Below are 18771 nucleotides of genomic sequence, written 5' to 3' on the forward strand. Positions count from 1 at the left end.
AACGACCATGAAAAAGCTTTTATATATTACTAAGATTGGTGTCGCCGCTCTTGCTGTTGTATGCTCCTCCTGCGAGAAACAGCTTGACCAACTTCCTTTATCCAACACTATCGTTGCAAACGATGGAAAAGGAACGGCGGGCTCTTCCATTACAGATGCAGCCAAAGCTGAGGCGGCAATTTCTGCCTGTTACGGAGTATTCAGGAATTCAGCGGCAACCTACTATGTGATGGATTACTTCCTCGTTGGAGACGGGCAATCCGATAATTCCTATGCAGGTGCCGACAACCCCTCCTGGTTCGAAGTTGATGAATTCAGAATGCAATCGACCAATGAGAGAGCTTCTATCAACTGGGGATTTCTTTACAATCATATATCTACAGCCAACTCCATCATTGCAAATGTTCCTAAGATCACGGATGCTGCGCTAACAGCAACAAGAAAAAGTCAGATCGTTGGCGAGGCTAAATTTATGCGGGCAAGAGCCTATTTTGATCTCATCAGGATTTATGGAGACGTTCCTTTAGTGGTTGATGAGCTCCCTACTATTACACCTGATAACCTTGAGGAGATCTATCCGCAATTATATCCCAGGAGAACGCCGGTATCTGAAGTATACACCCAGATTATCAAAGACCTGAACGAAGCTGCTACGACAGTTCCCGCAAACGGCCCTAATAAGATGACGGTTACTCCCGGCGTGGTTTACACTCTACTGGCAAAAGTTTATGCCACGCAAAAACCTGTAAACTGGTCATTGGTAAAGGAAAACTGTGATAAAGTGATTGCATTAGGTTACAGCCTGGTTCCTTCGTTCGAAAGCCTCTGGGATGGAGCCCACGAAAATTCCAGTGAGGCGATCTTCGAACTGAACTTTGACGGATGGGAAACAGGTGGAAACTGGGGATCTGACATGTTTTATGGAACGGGATGGAAAAAATTTAACACTCCTTCAAATGATCTTGTCAAAGCCTATGATGATGAAGGCGATGCTGTTAGAAAAGCATCGACCATTCATTTCATGGATGTTACAGGCAAGTGGAATGACAAATACTGGAGTAACTCTTATGCCCGTTTCCCGTTTGCAGCCAAAATGAGAAATACTTCAGGCTCTCAAAATATCATCATGTACAGACTGGCAGATGTTCTTTTACTGAAGGCGGAAGCTCTGAATGAGTCAGGCGATACAGAAGGAGCTAGAGCGCTGGTTAATCAAATCAGGCAGAGAGTAAGCCTGGGTCCTACTCCGGCTACAAACCAAAGCTCAATGCGGTTAGCAATTGAAAAGGAACGGAGACTGGAGCTGGCTTTTGAAGGCCACAGATGGTTTGATCTGGTCAGGACAGACAGAGCTATTCCTGTAATGAAGGCCGTAAAAGACGGTGCAGGAAATAACCTGAACTACCCTATTTCTGAAAACAAGCTTTTATGGCCGGTTCCCCAGTCGGAAATGGACAAAAACTCACAGCTTACGCAAAACACAGGTTATTAATGACAATTAAAGGGAGGCTGGTTTTTATCCACCTCCCTTATTGTATATAATCCACATCCAGGCATCACTACATATAGAAATATTACATGAAAACTCCATCTTTGTCTATTCTCCTGGCTTTCCTCTATGTCCTCTTCGTTTTCTCTTCCTGCAGTAAAAAAACAGTCCAGGATAAGCTTAATCAAGTTAACAATGGAGATGGAGAAGTGTCCGTCTGGCTCACTACTTCGGACCAGTCCAGTCTTTTTAAAAATCAAAACAACCGGCTTTCATTTAAAGGAGCACCGGGCGGCTCTTCTGTTTCTATTCTCGTGGATGACTCAAAATCTTTCCAGTCTATGGATGGGTTTGGTTATTGTTTAACCGGCGGGAGTGCCATGCATATCTACAAGATGGAAAAGAGTGCACGGCAGGCTTTGCTGAAAGAGCTTTTTACGACGGATGCCAACAACATCGGTATTTCTTATCTGAGAGTGAGCATAGGCGCTTCAGATCTTGATGAGAAACCCTTCTCATACAACGATCTTCCCCCGGGGGAAACGGATCCTGAATTGAAAAAATTCAGCCTTGATCCCGACAGAAAGTACCTCATTCCTCTTTTAAAGGAAATTATTTCTCTCTACCCGGATATAAAAATTCTCGGATCTCCCTGGTCTCCTCCCACCTGGATGAAGACCAACAATCAATCGAAGGGGGGCAGCCTGAAGCCCGAATGGTATGACGCTTATGCAAGATACTTCGTAAAATACATTCAGGGGATGAAGGCAGAAGGCATTCGTATTGATGCGATTACTGTTCAGAATGAGCCTCTGCATCCGGGCAACAACCCAAGCCTGCTGATGGTAGCAGACGCACAGGCCGATTTCGTTAAAAATCACCTCGGACCGGTGTTCAAAGAAGCAGGGATCGACACTAAAATAATAATCTACGATCATAATGCTGACAGGCCCGACTACCCTATTTCCATTCTCGATGACCCTGACGCCAGGAAATATATTGACGGATCGGCATTTCATTTATATGCCGGCAAGATCGACGCCCTGTCGGATGTCCACAACGCTCACCCCGATAAGAATCTGTACTTCACCGAGCAGTGGATCGGAGCGCCGGGCAACTTCCCGGAAGACCTGAAATGGCATGTCCGCGAGTTAATAATCGGGGCTACGCGAAACTGGTGCAAAACTGTACTTGAATGGAACCTGGCTGCCGACCCTCAGCAAAGACCCTATACTGATGGTGGTTGCAATGAATGCCTCGGAGCGCTGACAATTGACGGGAACAATGTAAAACGCAATCCTGCCTACTACATCATTGCACACGCCTCGAAATTTATAAGGCCTGGCTCCTTACGTATCGAATCGTCTGTTTCAGCCGATCTGCCCAATGTAGCTTTCAAAACTCCGTCTGGCCAAATTGTCCTCATTGTGGTGAATAACAGCAGGGAAGCAAGATCTTTTAATATTGGTTTTAAGGGCAAGTTCACTTCAGCGTCGTTAAATAGCGGTTCGGTAGCCACTTTTGTATGGTAACTGATTATCAGAATTATTAATCACGATGAAAAAGTATCTGTAATAGTTTTAAATTTATCGCCTGATAAGGTATATTATCATTTAACAACCAGTAGACCATGATCCAAAAAACCATTCTTGTTATTCTTGCCATTATGGCATTATCCCAATCCGGGTATTCGCAAAAAAAAGCGGCTACGGAAGCGGAGATTAATCAAAAGGTGGAAGCCCTGCTTCAAAAAATGACTCTTGAAGAAAAAATCGGCCAATTGAACCAGTACACGGGTGACTGGGAAGTGACGGGCCCCGTTACGAATTCAGGCAATAAAGTGGAAGATGTAAGGCAGGGCAAGATTGGTTCGATGCTTAATGTGAGAGGAGTTAAGCATACACGAGCCCTCCAGGAAGCAGCTATGCAGTCGCGGCTTAAGATTCCCCTGCTGTTCGGACAGGATGTCATCCACGGCTATCGTGTTACATTTCCCATTCCACTGGCAGAGGCTGCAAGCTGGGACCTCGATATCATTGAAAAATCGGCAAGAATTGCAGCCACAGAAGCTTCTGCATCCGGCATTCACTGGACTTTCGCCCCTATGGTTGATGTAGCGCGTGATCCGCGCTGGGGGCGTGTAATGGAAGGTGCAGGTGAGGATACTTATCTGGGCTGCCTTATTGCAAAAGCAAGAGTGAAAGGCTTTCAGGGTAAAGGCTTAGGCAATCTGGATGCAGTTATGGCCTGTGCAAAGCACTTTGCTGCTTACGGAGCGGCAATAGGCGGAAGGGACTACAATAGCGTTGATATGGGATTGCGTACGCTGTGGGAAGTATATCTTCCTCCATTCAAGGCTGCTGTAGATGCAGGTGCAGCAACCTTCATGAACTCTTTTAATGATATAAACGGCATTCCGGCAACAGGGAACAGCTATATTCAGCGCGATATCCTGAAGGGTAAATGGGGGTTTAAAGGCTTTGTAGTCAGTGACTGGGGCTCCATAGGCGAAATGATTCAGCATGGTTATGTAAAAGATAACTATGAAGCGGCAGAAGCTGCGATAAAAGCAGGGAGTGACATGGATATGGAGAGCAGAAGCTATATTAACAACCTTTCAAAGCTTGTAAAGGAAGGAAAGGTAAAAGAAGATCTTATAAATGACGCTGTGAAGAGGATCCTTTATAAGAAATTTGAACTTGGCTTGTTTGATAATCCTTACCGCTTCAGTGATGAAAAACGCGAACGGCAGACTCTTAACAAACCGGAGTTCCTGGATGCGGCAAGAGATGTGGCAAGAAAAAGTATTGTGCTTCTCAAGAACGAAAATCAACTGTTACCTCTTTCTAAAGAACTCAAATCCGTTGCTCTTATTGGGCCACTGGTAAAGTCTGAAAAGGATATGCAGGGCTTCTGGTCTATTGACTGGGGAAAAGAAGACCACCTGATTTCCCTTTTCGAAGGGATGAAAAACCAGGCAGGGAAAACCAGGCTTCTTTATGCAAAAGGATGTGAGATAAGTGACACATCCCGTGCGGGTTTTACAGAAGCTCTTAAGGCTGCCAGTGAAGCTGAAGTGGTGGTGATGGCAATGGGCGAAAAGTATGACATGAGTGGTGAAGCTAAGAGCCGTGCGAATATTCATCTGCCGGGTGTACAGGAAGAGTTGATCAGGGCCATACAGGCAACAGGAAAACCAGTCGTTGTATTACTTATGGCCGGAAGACCACTTGTGTTTAACTGGACAGCGGATCATGTACCCGCTATCGTTTATACGTGGTGGCTGGGAAGTCAGGCTGGAAACGCGATAGCAGATGTGTTATATGGCAACTACAATCCATCGGGAAAGCTGCCGATGACGTTCCCCCGCTCTGAAGGACAAATTCCCATTTATTATAACTACTTCAACACTGGCAGGCCCGCTCAAAATGATCAGGATACGCATTATCGTTCCGGCTATATTGATATGCAAAAGAGTCCCCGCTTTGCATTCGGATATGGGCTGAGCTATACGACCTTTGAATATGGAGATCTTAAGCTCAGCGCTGATAAGATGACCGGCAATGAAAAGATATCGGTATCCTTTACCCTGCGAAATACGGGCAAGACAGCTGGCGAAGAAGTGGCACAACTTTATTTGCGTGATATGGTTGCACAGCCAGTGCGTCCGGTTAAAGAATTAAAGGCCTTTCAGAAAGTACTGCTTAAACCGGGAGAAAGCAAAACAATCACATTCACAATCGATAAAGAGAAGCTTTCGTTTTACAACGACAACCTTGAATGGATAACCCAACCGGGCGAGTTCAAAATAATGATCGGAGGATCATCAGACGGTACAAAGCTGGAGCAAAGCTTTAGTTTAGTAGATTAAGAGAAGGAGGCGCACGCCTCCTTCTTTATTTCTGACACATAGACCTACTCCCGCATCGTACCATCCCGGTCTGCTTCTGTTGTTCCACAATCTGCACCTTTCATCGCGACCAGATAACAGATTAATGTAAATTGTTTGTATACAAAATCCCTTCCTATATATATAAAATCTCTAAAATTATCGAAAAGAACAAACATTTAACGGCGTTTTGCAATTTATTAGGTGATTAAAACGCATTGAACCTTGAGAAGATTCGGTACCCTCACTTTAAAAATTATTCTTTGGATCATCGGCATCATTATTTTTCTGGTGCTTCTGGTATTTATTCTGATACGAGTTCCGGCTGTTCAAAACTGGGCACGCACGAAAGCGGTCAGCTACCTGGAAGGTAAGATTGGCACAAAGGTTGAAATTAACCGCATCAGCCTGGACCTTCCGAAACTGATCGTACTGGAAGATATCTATTTTGAAGATCAGAAAAAGGACACTTTACTTGCGGGGGACACCCTTAAAGTAGATGTGAGCCTCTTGAAATTACTTGACAACAAACTGGAGATTAACGAGATCGACCTTCGAGGCATCACCGCTAATGTACAACGTAATGCCGACAGCGTTTTTAATTTCGATTACATCATTAAAGCGTTTGCAGGAGAACAGAAGAAAGAGCCTAAGCCTGAGGATACTACTTCTACGATGAAGTTCTCTATCGACAAAATTAATCTCGACCGGATCAGGATCAGTTATGCTGATGCGCCTTCCGCTAATGACGTCCGCTTTTATCTGGGTCATTTTGATACACGTATAAAGGAATTCGACCTGGATAGCATGAGATTTAATGTCCCTAAAATCACGCTTGCCAATGTCAATGCAAGGGTAGTTCAGGGAAAGCCAGCAGCAGAGTCCAAGCCGATGGCTCAGCATGAAGCGGAAAGCAGTGAGCCTCTTGGCATTGATTTCAGTTTCGGCGTCCTTGATCTTTCTAAAATCAAAGTCTATTATCAGAATGACGTTTCGGCGATGAAGGCTGATGTCGATCTCGGAAAACTACAGGTTGAATCAGATAAACTGGATTTAAAGAAACAGCATATCAGCCTGGAAAACCTTGATCTCACAAACTCAAATATTCTGTTCCAGCTGGGCAGGAAACAACAGGCAAAAGTAGTTACCCAGGAAGCGAAAAAAGCAGCAGAGGCTACCGCTAACAACTGGAAATTTACCGTTACCGACATCAACCTAGAGAACAATAACATTCGCTTTGATGATTTTAATATGCCGGTACTGAAACGGGGAATGGACTTTTCTCACCTCAGCATAAACAGTCTTAGTTTGAATGCTGAAGACCTGGTTTATGCGCTTGATACCATATCAGGGAAGATAAACTCCGGAAGTTTCAGGGAAAAAAGCGGCTTTGATCTGAGGAAATTTGAAACCGAGTTTTTCTATGGCGCAAAAGAAGCTTATCTGAAAGACCTGGATATTCAAACTCCCGTAACAAGGATCCGCGATAATATCAGAGTGACTTATCCTTCCATCGCCAGCATTTCTTCAAATCTTGGAGAACTGGGCATAGAAGCCAATTTAAAAGAGACAAAGATTGGCTTCAGAGATATTCTCACACTTGCTCCGGCCATGGCAAATACAGTGCCGTTGAAAGGCAACACGAATGCTGTACTCAATATAAATGGCAGGATTAGGGGAAAAGTTAAAAGCCTTGAGATCCCTAATCTTGAAATATCAGGACTGGGCGCTACCAGGATTAAAGCATCTGCCAAAACAAGAGGCCTTCCTGATATGAACGAAACCTGGCTCGATGTAAAGATAGATGAATTCAGTACAAGACGCTCTGATATTCTGGCTCTTGTTCCGCGCGGAACGATCCCTTCTAACATCAGCATCCCGGAAGCAATCCGGCTGCAGGGATATTTCAAAGGAAGCATGTCAAACTTCAGTACTGACCTTAATGCGAATACGAGCTATGGTAGTTTACGAGCCATCGCTTCCTATGATGCTAGAATTAAGGGCAAGGAAAAGTACAAAGCCAATATAAGAGCATTTAACCTCAACGCAGGCAAGTTTATCAAAAATGACAGTATAGGCCGTATCACTCTCGCTGCTAATGTTGTCGGAGAGGGTATTGATCCTAAAACAATGAGAGCACGGGCAGTTGCGAAGCTCATCAAAGCGGAGTATAATGGCTATGCTTACCGGAATCTTACAGTCGACGGCACAGCAGGACGCGGCACTATCAGCGCAAAAGCAAACATGAGCGATCCGAATATTGACTTTGATCTCATTGCAAATGCAGACATGAGGAAGAAATATCCGTCAGTAAAGCTTGATTTGAACGTCGACAGCATTGATATGGGGAAACTAAATCTAATGAAGGATGACCTGCGTTTCCATGGCAAGCTGTCAGCAGATCTTCCTACTGCCGATCCCGATTATCTGAACGGAAGTGTTGTATTGAGCAACGCATTGATTGCAAGGAACGGCGAGAGATTTACACTTGACACCGTCAGTATCGTGTCGACGGCGAATGCAGACAGCAGTACATTGAAACTGCGATCCGAAATTATGTCGGCTAACCTGAGAGGCAAATATAAACTCACACAGATTGGCTCTGCTATGCAGGATCTGATAAGCAAGTACTTTTCAACCGGCCCTAAAGCACAACCGGCGAAATACGAACCGCAAAATTTCACGTTCAATGCAAGAGTGGTAAATACTCCCATCTTTGAAAAATTTGCACCCGATCTGAAGGAGCTTGCGACGATTGTACTTTCAGGGAGTTTCGATAGCAGAGCCGGCACCCTTAATGTAAATGGTTCCGTCCCGCGCATCCTTTACGGATCGAATGACATCAACAATCTGCAAATAAAAATCAATACAACTGACAGTGCCCTGGCGTACGCCTTTACTGTCGACCGGCTCAACGTAAGCCAGTTTCAGTTATTCGCTGCAAGAATTGCCGGAGATGTTAAGAATAATACACTAAGCACTGATATTAGCACCCGGGATAAAAACAACAAGCAAAATTACCGTATCGCCGGAGCATTAAAAGCTTTGCAGGATGCATATCAGCTAAGTCTTAATCCGAATGGACTGATGTTGAATTACACTGACTGGAATGTCAGCCAGGACAATGCAATTCAGTTTGGAGGAAAAGGAATCCAGGCTACCAATTTCATTCTCTCCAATTCAGATCAGAAGCTTAGCATCAACACAACCCCTCCCGGGTTGAATAATCCGCTGGTAATCGACTTTTCAAATTTTAAAATTGAAACACTTACGAATATAGCCGGGCAGGATTCCTTGTTAGCAGGCGGCACAATTAACGGGAAGGCAAATGTCAGAAACTTCGACACCTCTCCTGTTTTCACATCTGACCTGACGGTACAGGATTTCAGCTTCAGAGGGGATACAGTAGGAAATATAGCCATAAAGGTAAATAATGAACAGGCTAACACCTTTGCAGCAAACGTCGGGATTACAGGAAAAGGAAATCAGGTGAATCTGGATGGGTATTACTATACAAACAACAGCAGTTTTGACCTGGATTTGGATATTGTCAATCTGAATATGAAGAGTATTGAGGGATTCACAATGGATAACATGAAAAATGCAAAAGGGAATCTGAAAGGTAAACTGGATATTACCGGTACTGCAAATGCCCCAGCCATCAGAGGCTCTATAGGTTTTCAGGATGCCGCATTTACAGTTCCCATGCTGAATTCGCATTTCAGTGTTCAGAATGATGCAGAGATAAGATTTAATGATGAAGGCATCCGACTGAGCAACTTTGCATTAATCGATTCCGCAAATAATAAGTTGTCTCTTAACGGTACGGTCTTCACCAAAACTTACACCGACTATCGTTTCGACCTGGCATTGAATGCTGATAATTTCAGGGTGATAAACTCCACAGCAGCCGACAACGATTTATACTACGGCAAATTATTCATTAACAGCCGGCTCAACATTAAGGGAACACCTGCCTCACCATCGGTTGATGGCAGCCTGAAGATTAATGAAGCTACAAATCTCACTCTAGTACTGCCAGCTACAGACCCGTCTATTGAAGACAGGGAAGGCATAGTGGAGTTCGTAGACAAAGATAACCCTAAGCTGTCAAAAACATTTAAGAACCCTGCGGATACACTGAATAAATCAGCCCTGACGGGGATGGATATTTCAATCAATATCGAACTTGCGAAAGAAGCTGTCCTGAATGTAATTGTCGATCCGGGCAATGGAGACATGCTTACCATGCGCGGACAAGCTCAGCTGAACGGAGGAATTGACCCAAGCGGAAAAATTTCTCTGACAGGGAACCTGACACTGGAAGAAGGTTCTTATAATCTGTCATTTAACTTTTTGAAGCGCAAGTTTGATATTCAGAAAGGGAGCACTTTAACATGGAATGGAGATCCTCTGGCGGCCGACGTAGATGTTACAGCGGTCTACGTGGCAGAGACAGCACCTATAGACCTGGTTGAAGCACAGTTAGGAGACGCACCTCAAACTACACTCAATACCTACAAACAGAAATTACCTTTCAATGTGAGTTTGAACCTGAAGGGCGAACTGATGAAGCCGAATATCTCCTTCGATATTGTTTTGCCGGAAAAGAACTATAATGTATCATCAGACATCGTCAATAATGTAAACGGAAGGCTCACCCAATTGCGAAACGAGCCTTCAGAGCTCAACAAACAGGTTTTTGCACTGTTACTGCTCAACCGGTTCATTTCCGAAAATCCCTTTGCCAGCAGTGCCGGAGGAGGAGGCGGACTGGAGTCTACAGCGAGACAAAGCGTCAGCCGGCTACTTTCTGACCAGTTGAATAACCTGGCAAGTGATCTGGTGGGGGGAGTTGAGCTTGAATTCGATTTGCAGTCAAGTGAAGATTATACCACCGGTGAAATGCAAAACCGCACCGACCTCAATGTCGGACTTTCGAAGCGCTTGCTGAACGACCGATTAAAAGTGACTGTCGGAAGCAATTTTGAGCTGGAAGGCCCGCGTCAGCAAAACAGGAAAACAAACAATATTGCCGGCGACATCCAGGCAGAATATCAGCTCTCAAAGAATGGCAGATACCTGTTAAGAGCTTACCAGAAGAATGAATATCAGGTTGCCTTACAGGGCCAGGTCATTGAAACGGGTGTGGGCTTTGTTGTAACAATGGACTACAATAAGTTTAAAGAGATATTCAGATCCAGGGCTGACGAAGATAAGAGACGCCGGCGCTTACAAAAATCTGCTAAAGAAACAACTAAGGAGAATGATTAAGAGATATATAGCCTGCTTTTTATTTTCATTTGCACTTTTGAGCTCCTGTAACGTCACTAAGAACGTACCAGAGCGTGATTACCTGTATACAGGTGGGAAAGTTAAAATTGACAACAAAGACGTTAAGAAAAAACAAAGGAAGGCACTGGAGGCCGATCTTACAAGCTTGCTGAGACCTAAACCTAATAGTTCGATTTTAGGTTTAAGGCCCAAACTGTGGATCTACAATATTACAAAGGATGCGAAAAGTGGTCCCCGTAAATGGATCAAAAAATGGGGCGAACCTCCGGTTCTTTTTAGTTCCGTTAAAGTTGATTACAACCGTGATTTAGTTGTAAACCGGCTGGAAAATCAAGGCTTTTTCAGGGCTATGAGCACATCGGATACCACAATTAGAGGGAAAAAAGCATTTCTTACCTATCACGCCTCTACAGGTCCGCAGTATATGATCAGTAGTGTGAAGTTCATGACTGACAGTTCTGATCTTGGTAAGGCTGTATCGGCTACCGCTTCCAGATCAATGTTAAAAACAGGAGACAGTTACAATCTTGATGTTATTAAATCAGAACGCGAGCGTATCGATACCCGGCTAAAAGAACAAGGTTTTTATTATTTCAGTCCCGAAAATTTACTTATTGAAGTAGACAGCACAAGCGGCACACAACACAAAGTGGATCTCTATATGACCGTAAAGGGAGCAACTGCTGAAAAAGCGAAAGATATTTATACGATCAATAATATCTATATCTACCCTAATTTCAGGCCTGTAGATACTTTAAAAGGCAGAGCACCAAATGCTGTTAAGTATAAAGACTTCTACGTCATTGACAGAAAAAACACATTCAAGCCACAGGTATTTGAGCGGACCATGTTCTTCCATAAAGGAGACGTTTATAACCGTACCGATCATAATCTTTCCCTGAGCAGGCTTTCCAGTCTGGGTACATTTAAATTTGTAAAAAACAGGTTTGATGAACCAGATACGGGAAAAGCGATGCTTGACTCATATTATTATCTAAGCCCATACCCCAAGAAATCAATCCGGGCAGAAATAACCGGCAGAACAAATTCAGCAAACTTTACCGGTTCTGAATTCACCCTGAGCTGGAGAAACAGAAACGCGTTCAGAGGAGCAGAATTACTTACAATTTCTGCTTATATCGGAACTGATGTTCAGTTTTCAGGTAACAACAGCGGGAATAATATTTTCCGGTATGGCGCGGAAGCATCGCTGAATATTCCCAGATTTATCAGTCCTTTTAAAATTAACTCAACCAGCGCATTTATTCCGCGGACCCGTATTACCCTTGGATACGACTTCCTCGACAGGCAAAACAGCTATACCCTGAGATCTTTCCGTACATCCTTTGGCTACATATGGAAGGAAAGTATCGAAAAGGAACATCAGTTAACCGTTCTGGGCGTGAACTATGTACAACCTTCAAAGGTGTCTGACCAATACAAAGCCTTAGCAGACTCTATCAGGTCGTACAAGCTGGCGATCGACAAACAATTTACATTTGGCCCTATCTATAATTTTAACTACACGAATACGCAAAAGTCTTACAAAACCAACACATGGTACTTCAATGGAAATTTTGACCTTTCGGGAAATCTGCTGGGTATTATACAGGGCGCAGAGATGGGTAACCGGAAAAAGCTGTTTGGAGCACAATATTCCCAATATGTCAGGACAGAGCTGGATTTCAGGTATTACCGGAAGCTGGGAACTGTGTCACAATGGGCAAACCGTGTGATCCTCGGGTACGGTCATGCTTACGGGAATTCCCGCTCATTGCCTTATGTGAAACAGTTTTTTATCGGAGGAACAAATAGTTTACGGGCTTTCCGTGCCAGGACACTTGGGCCCGGGACATACAGAGATGTCCGGCTGGATGATGACGATGACAATTACATAGCGGCTGACCAATCAGGAGACATCAAACTTGAGTTCAATACAGAGTACCGCCCTAAGCTGTTCAGTATAGTCCGGGGTGCCCTGTTTGTCGATGCGGGTAATGTCTGGCTTCTCAGAGAAGATATTGACGAAGACAACCCTCAGAGTACCGAAGGCAGAAGGTTTGGCGCGAAGTTTACTAAAGACTTCATGAAAGAATTGGCTGTAGGCGCAGGCGCAGGTGTGCGTATCGACGCGTCTATACTGGTTTTAAGGCTTGACCTTGCATTCCCCTTACGTAAGCCATGGCTTCCCGAAGGAGAACGTTGGGTTATTGACGACATCGACTTCGGCAGCAAATCATGGAGAAAAGACAATCTGGTATTTAACCTTGCTATAGGATATCCGTTCTAGAGTTGTAAGGGAGTGGTAAGTAATAAGTTCTAAGTAGTAAGTAATGTATTGGTCGCAAAAGAACCAGATCTCCGAAACTTATTACTTATAACTCAAAAATGGAGTATCGATGACCTTCTGAGTGGACGCTTGTCAAACGAGATTGTGATCTGACGGCTGAGTAACCGGGGATCTTTTATTTTAAACCTGACAGAGTATGATTTTCCAACTGTTCTGATAACCCGACTTAAATATGTAGGATTAAAAGAAAGAGCACCGGCCTTCCGGAAAAGAAAGCTGTTATTTTCAAAGCGAACTTTTCCCCGCATGCCCTTCTTTTGAGATCAGCCTCTCTTCGCCGGCCTGCAAAACAAGCTCATGATCAGGGCTTCCTTCTGGCAGAATAGATACTTTACCTGCCAGCACGGAAACTTTGACACTGCCCGCCTGGTCCTGCCTTAAATTAAATAAGGCCTCCGAAACACGTATCATTGTTTTTCCTGCATGTACCCAAAACGGTCTTTCAACATTTAGAGAGACATCAAAAAAGCCCTCCCCCTTCAAAGTGACTTTGCGGAAGTCTCCATCGCTGAAGTTTTCAGCATAGCTGATACTACTACTTGAGTTAAGCCAAACCTTACTTCCATCCGGGAGTACGATTTGCCGGTGCTCTCCCGGAAGAGTCTCTGCTGTGAAAAGTTTATTGTAAGTTTTACGATAATAGTGATATGCGCTTATACCTGAAAAAAGAATAATAAGTGCTGAAGCTATTATTCCTGCAAGTCTTAAAGGGGTTAGGATATTTACTTTTTTCTCCTTTTCTTCTGTCTTAAGATTGCTTCTGAGATTCTGCCATGCAGCCCGGGTATCGATTTTGAAATTTACAGGATAGTCTCTGGTCTTATCCCATGTGTTCTGAAGTTCCTTTAGCAAATCTGTACGCACCGGATCTTCCTCCAGCCACTCCAGTAACTCCTCAGTCTCCTGCAATGATAACTCATTGGACAAGTATCTGCTCATTAAGCTCCAGTACTTCCCATCCTCCATACTCAGGCAATAACCAGCTGTGCAAGATCAAGCACTTCAAATAAATCTATTACTGAAGTTTCTTCATCCATACATTTTTGAATTGCGGCATCTAAAATCTGCTCTTCCATTGTGTGTCGTTTAATAATAAGACATCAAGCCCCCCTCATACCCCTATCGTCGTTAAAAGAAAATTGCAAATAATCAGGAAAAGGGTAATCAAAAGATATTTTCTGAGATGCGCCAGAGCTTTAGCCATCTGATTCTCCACCACCTCTACTGAAACATTAAGACAGGCAGCAATCTCATTATAATTTAGCTGCTCATACCTGCTTAGGATAAAGATCATCCGGCAGACATCAGGAAGCGATTTAACAGCTATATCAATCTGACTCCCGACCTCCTTCAGAGCCATCAGGCGTGCAGTGAACTTAATGTCTGCCTCTGATTCCCTTCCCCATTGCTTATCCTCTTTTAAGCCATTTCCATATTTCCTGATGTAGTAGATAGAATGATTGATAGTACTCTTAGTAAGATAGGCCTTCAGTGGAATAGCCACCTTTAATGAATCCCTCCGCTCCCATAGTTTACGGAACACATTCTGCACGATATCTTCAGCAATAGCTTTATCCTGAACGATACGATAAGCAGTGGCGCATAACGGTTGATAGTGCACCTGAAAAAGTGCTTCAAAACCTGATATATCCAACAACAACGACATGGTATCCGCTTTCTGCAAAATGTGCTGTAGTCCAAGACGTAACAGGTTTTCAGAACGTTACAATTGGAAAAAGAATTTTATTAATACGGGCTTTTTTCTATATTGCGCGCATTTAATAAACATATTTAAACCATACAAATAAATGAAAGTTACAGTAGTTGGTGCAGGAGCCGTTGGTGCAACCTGCGCAGATAATATCGCAAGAAAAGAATTAGCTCAGGAACTTGTTTTATTGGATATCAGGGAAGGTTTTGCTGAAGGTAAAGCTATCGATATGATGCAAACTTCTGCTCTTCTTGGCTTCGACACGAAAGTAAAAGGTGTTACCAACGATTACGAAAGCACTGCTGGTTCTGATGTAGTGGTGATCACTTCAGGACTTCCAAGAAAGCCCGGCATGACCCGCGAGGAACTAATTGGAACAAATGCAGGCATTGTACAGTCTGTTACTGAGAACATCTTAAAATACTCACCTGAAACGATCATTGTCGTTGTATCAAATCCTATGGATACGATGACTTACCTTACGCTTAAGACTTCCGGGTTGCCTAAGAACCGTATTATCGGTATGGGAGGAGCACTTGATTCATCCCGATTTAAGTATTACCTGAGTCAGGCTCTTGGTTGCTCTCCTGCCGACCTCAACGCTGTTGTAATCGGAGGACATGGCGACACAACCATGATCCCTTTAATCAATCATGCAACATGGAATAGTGTTCCCGTTACTCAATTCCTCAGTAAAGAAAAACAGGATGAAATTGTTGCAGCTACAATGGTTGGAGGTGCAACTCTTACCAAACTCATCGGAACTTCTGCATGGTATGCACCAGGCGCAGGTACCGCAATGCTGGTTGAAAGTATCCTGAGAGACGAAAAGAAACTCGTTCCATGCTGCGTTGCCCTCGACGGCGAATATGGTCAGAGCGACATCGCTATCGGTGTTCCGGTTGTGATCGGCAAGAACGGATGGGAAAAAATTGTCGACATTAAGCTTAGCGACGAAGAACAGCAGGCATTCGCTAAAAGCGCAGAAGCTGTGCGTAGCATGAATAGTGTTTTAGAACTGGCATAAGCTGTTCGGGGATTAAGTAAAGAATGATAGAAATATCTTTAGAGATTTTAAATCTGCACGACGACGGCTTCCATCCTTTGGTGGAAGTCGTCGTTTTTAATAAGCTGTTTAAAGCTGTTGTTGATACCGGTGCCTCGCGAACCGTGTTTGACAAGAACACTATAGAAACATTTACAGATGCCGGAAAGCTCCTCCTGACTGACAAGCTATCCACGGGATTGGGGACAAACACAATGGAAAGCTATACCCTGCTAATCCCTGAATTAGCCATCGGCGATCTTTTAATAGACGATTTCGAAGTTGCTGTTCTGGATCTTTCCTCTATCAATACCGCTTATGAGAAACTCGAATTCACCCCTGTAATTGGAGTGATCGGTGGAGATATCCTGATGAAATACTCTGCTATTATAAACTATGCAGACCAAAAACTTTCTTTCTGCCTCTAAGTTCTGCTTTATAAGATTACCCCATCAAACCCATAGTAAATTTACAGGATGAAAAGAGACATCGAATCCAGGCAAGATATTCAAATCATTGTAGACTCTTTTTATCTAAAAGTAAGGAACGATACGCTGATCGGACACATCTTTGAAGATGTTGCCAAAGTTGACTGGGCCACTCATCTTCCTAAGATGTATGATTTTTGGGAAACAGTCCTTTTCGGAGAAAAAGGGTTTAAAGGAAATCCAATGGAGGTTCATTTTAAGCTCAACAAAACCTACCCCCTCGAAGAAGAACATTTCGAACGCTGGAAAGAATTATTTAATGAAACCGTAAATGAAAGGTTTGATGGAACGTATGCGGTTTTGATAAAACAAAAAGCTGCATCTATTGCAGGACTGATGCTTTTTAAGATTAAAGGGGGATTAATCAACAGGCCAGGAAAATAGCTCCCGGCCTGAAGAATAATTATATTTTACGCGTCGATTCTGGCGTATTTGGCATTACGTTCAATAAAGTCGCGTCTAGGTGCCACTTCATCACCCATAAGCATTGAAAAGATATGATCGCATTGCGCCGCATTTTCAATAGTTGCTCTTCTCATCAACCTTGTATCAGGATTCATTGTAGTATCCCAGAGCTGCTCTGCGTTCATCTCACCTAATCCTTTATAGCGCTGAATATTCACACTGTCTTCCTTTCCTGCTCCTTTGAGTTTCTGAACAGCAGCATCCCGTTGTTCATCATTCCAGGCATAAATTTGCTCTTTCCCTTTTTTTACCAGATATAAAGGGGGTGAAGCAATATACACATACCCATACTCAATAAGTTCCTTCATATAGCGGAAGAAGAAAGTCAGGATAAGCGTGGTGATGTGAGAACCATCCACATCGGCATCCGTCATGATTACCACTTTATGATAGCGAAGCTTTTCCAGGTTCAGTGCTTTCGCATCATCGGCAGTACCAATACTGACACCCAGGGCAGTGAAGATGTTCTTTATTTCGTCATTCTCATAAATCTTGTGTTCCATCGCCTTCTCCACATTAAGGATCTTTCCTCTCAATGGAAGAATAGCCTGAAAATGGCGGTTACGCCCTTGTTTAGCTGTACCACCTGCCGAATCTCCCTCGACCAGGAACAACTCGCAGTTTTCCGGATCTTTATCAGAACAGTCAGCAAGTTTACCTGGCAATCCTGATCCTCCCATCACTGTTTTACGCTGCACCATCTCGCGGGCTTTCCTTGCAGCAGCCCTGGCTGTCGCTGCCAGAACAACTTTGCTGACAATAAGCCTCGCTTCTTTTGGATTCTCTTCAAGGTAATTTCCCAGAATTTCGCCAACAGCAACGTCAACAGCGCCGATAACTTCATTATTACCCAGCTTCGTTTTCGTTTGACCCTCAAATTGAGGTTCTGCAACCTTTACCGAGATAACCGCGGTTAAACCTTCCCGGAAGTCATCTCCGGAAATCTCCACCTTAATATTCTTCAGCAAGCCTTCTTTCTCAGCATACGCCTTTAATGTGCGGGTGAGTCCTCTTCTGAAACCGGAAACATGAGTCCCGCCTTCAATAGTATTAATGTTATTCACATAGGAATGAACATTTTCCGTGTAGGTCTCATTATACTGAAGAGCAAGTTCAACAGGCACCCCCTGCTTCGTTCCTTCGACGTATATAGGTTCAGGAATAAGAGGTGTACGTGTACCATCAAGATACTTTACAAACTCCTTCAATCCGCCTTCCGAGTAAAACTCTTCCTGCAGGTACCCCCCGTTCTCAAGGATTTCGCGCTCATCAGTAAGGCTCAACCTGATTCCCTTATTAAGGAAAGCAAGCTCCCGAAGCCGGTTTGCTAGGGTATCATATTTATATTCCCTGCTGAGCTGGAAAATCTCAGGGTCAGGTAAAAAAGTTTGAATGGTTCCGGTACGGCCGGTCTCACCAATCACCTTTACATCGAACAGAGGTTTACCACGCTCATACTCCTGGGTGAAGATTTTTCCTTCGCGATGTACAACAGTGGTTAAATGCACAGAGAGCGCATTCACACACGAAACGCCTACACCGTGTAATCCTCCCGACACCTTGTATGTGTCTTTGTCGAACTTACCACCAGCATGGAGGACCGTCATAACGACTTCAAGCGCCGACTTTTTTTCCTTAGGATGGATTCCTGTGGGAATACCCCGCCCGTTATCCTCTACGGTAATTGAATTATCTGTATGAATAGTAACCTTTATGTCGGTACAATAGCCGGCAAGAGCCTCATCTATGGAGTTATCAACCACCTCGTATACAAGATGGTGCAATCCTTTAACCCCAACATCACCAATGTACATCGCAGGGCGTTTCCGAACTGCTTCCAGGCCTTCAAGAACCTGTATGTTTTCCGCCGAATAACTATTTTTATTTTTTGTTTCTTCGCTCATATTAAATTAAAAAGCATAGCTTCAAAGATAGCGATTTTTGGCCGGATTTCCCGTATTTCATGGAGAAAAACCCCTGCTAATGTGCGATTTTACCTTTCCTCTACATATTGAAGGAAACAGCTATCGAAGTATATT

The 18771-nt window shown here is 43.8% G+C and carries 12 protein-coding genes; 8 read left to right on the forward strand and 4 right to left on the reverse strand.

Going from position 1 to position 18771, the window contains the following annotated elements; all coding sequences use genetic code 11:
• Positions 1-7 precede the first annotated feature (7 nt).
• The 5 genes from DDR33_RS18655 to tamL all read left to right on the forward strand — a co-directional run bounded on the left by DDR33_RS18655 (position 8) and on the right by tamL (position 12963).
• Positions 8-1492, forward strand: coding sequence for a RagB/SusD family nutrient uptake outer membrane protein (locus DDR33_RS18655; protein ID WP_109417325.1), 1485 nt, complete (start codon positions 8-10; stop codon positions 1490-1492).
• Between the two features lie 86 nt (positions 1493-1578).
• Positions 1579-3021: a glycoside hydrolase family 30 protein gene (locus DDR33_RS18660; RefSeq protein ID WP_109417326.1), complete on the forward strand. Its 1443-nt coding sequence runs from the start codon at positions 1579-1581 to the stop codon at positions 3019-3021.
• Positions 3022-3119: 98 nt separating this feature from the next.
• Positions 3120-5360 carry a beta-glucosidase BglX gene (bglX, locus tag DDR33_RS18665; RefSeq protein ID WP_109417327.1) on the forward strand — a complete coding sequence of 747 codons (2241 nt, stop codon included), beginning with the start codon at positions 3120-3122 and terminating at the stop codon, positions 5358-5360.
• Between the two features lie 243 nt (positions 5361-5603).
• Positions 5604-10652 carry a translocation/assembly module TamB domain-containing protein gene (locus DDR33_RS18670; RefSeq protein ID WP_109417328.1) on the forward strand — a complete coding sequence of 1683 codons (5049 nt, stop codon included), beginning with the start codon at positions 5604-5606 and terminating at the stop codon, positions 10650-10652.
• Positions 10645-12963 carry a translocation and assembly module lipoprotein TamL gene (gene tamL / locus DDR33_RS18675; protein WP_109417329.1) on the forward strand — a complete coding sequence of 773 codons (2319 nt, stop codon included), beginning with the start codon at positions 10645-10647 and terminating at the stop codon, positions 12961-12963. The genes DDR33_RS18670 and tamL overlap by 8 nt, the downstream gene beginning before the upstream one ends.
• Before the next feature lie 92 nt (positions 12964-13055).
• On the opposite strand, the gene DDR33_RS27005 is transcribed toward tamL, so the two are convergent.
• The 3 genes from DDR33_RS27005 to DDR33_RS18685 form a co-directional block, all read right to left on the reverse strand.
• The gene (locus DDR33_RS27005) at positions 13056-13271 is read right to left on the reverse strand and encodes a FecR domain-containing protein (protein WP_394341124.1); all 216 of its coding nucleotides are present in this window, start codon (positions 13269-13271) and stop codon (positions 13056-13058) included.
• Positions 13249-13962, reverse strand: coding sequence for a FecR family protein (locus DDR33_RS18680; protein ID WP_158280808.1), 714 nt, complete (start codon positions 13960-13962; stop codon positions 13249-13251). Before DDR33_RS18680 ends, DDR33_RS27005 begins: the two co-directional genes overlap by 23 nt.
• 172 nt (positions 13963-14134) lie before the next feature.
• A complete protein-coding gene (locus DDR33_RS18685; protein ID WP_109417331.1) occupies positions 14135-14689 on the reverse strand; it encodes an RNA polymerase sigma-70 factor in 555 nt (184 codons plus the stop codon).
• A gap of 142 nt (positions 14690-14831) precedes the next feature.
• Between DDR33_RS18685 and mdh the strand changes: the two genes are divergently transcribed.
• From mdh to DDR33_RS18700, 3 genes are read left to right on the forward strand one after another with little or no spacing between them, the layout of a single operon-like run.
• Positions 14832-15761, forward strand: a complete 930-nt coding sequence (gene mdh / locus DDR33_RS18690; protein ID WP_109417332.1) for a malate dehydrogenase — start codon at positions 14832-14834, stop codon at positions 15759-15761.
• A 23-nt stretch (positions 15762-15784) separates the two neighbouring features.
• Positions 15785-16207: an aspartyl protease family protein gene (locus DDR33_RS18695; protein WP_109417333.1), complete on the forward strand. Its 423-nt coding sequence runs from the start codon at positions 15785-15787 to the stop codon at positions 16205-16207.
• A 48-nt stretch (positions 16208-16255) separates the two neighbouring features.
• The gene (locus DDR33_RS18700) at positions 16256-16651 is read left to right on the forward strand and encodes a group III truncated hemoglobin (RefSeq protein ID WP_109417334.1); all 396 of its coding nucleotides are present in this window, start codon (positions 16256-16258) and stop codon (positions 16649-16651) included.
• A 26-nt stretch (positions 16652-16677) separates the two neighbouring features.
• On the opposite strand, the gene gyrB is transcribed toward DDR33_RS18700, so the two are convergent.
• Positions 16678-18636 carry a DNA topoisomerase (ATP-hydrolyzing) subunit B gene (gene gyrB / locus DDR33_RS18705; RefSeq protein WP_109417335.1) on the reverse strand — a complete coding sequence of 653 codons (1959 nt, stop codon included), beginning with the start codon at positions 18634-18636 and terminating at the stop codon, positions 16678-16680.
• Between the last annotated feature and the right edge of the window lie 135 nt (positions 18637-18771).

Source organism: Pararcticibacter amylolyticus (assembly GCF_003130405.1).
In the GTDB taxonomy this organism is placed as follows: Bacteria; Bacteroidota; Bacteroidia; order Sphingobacteriales; family Sphingobacteriaceae; genus Arcticibacter; species Arcticibacter amylolyticus.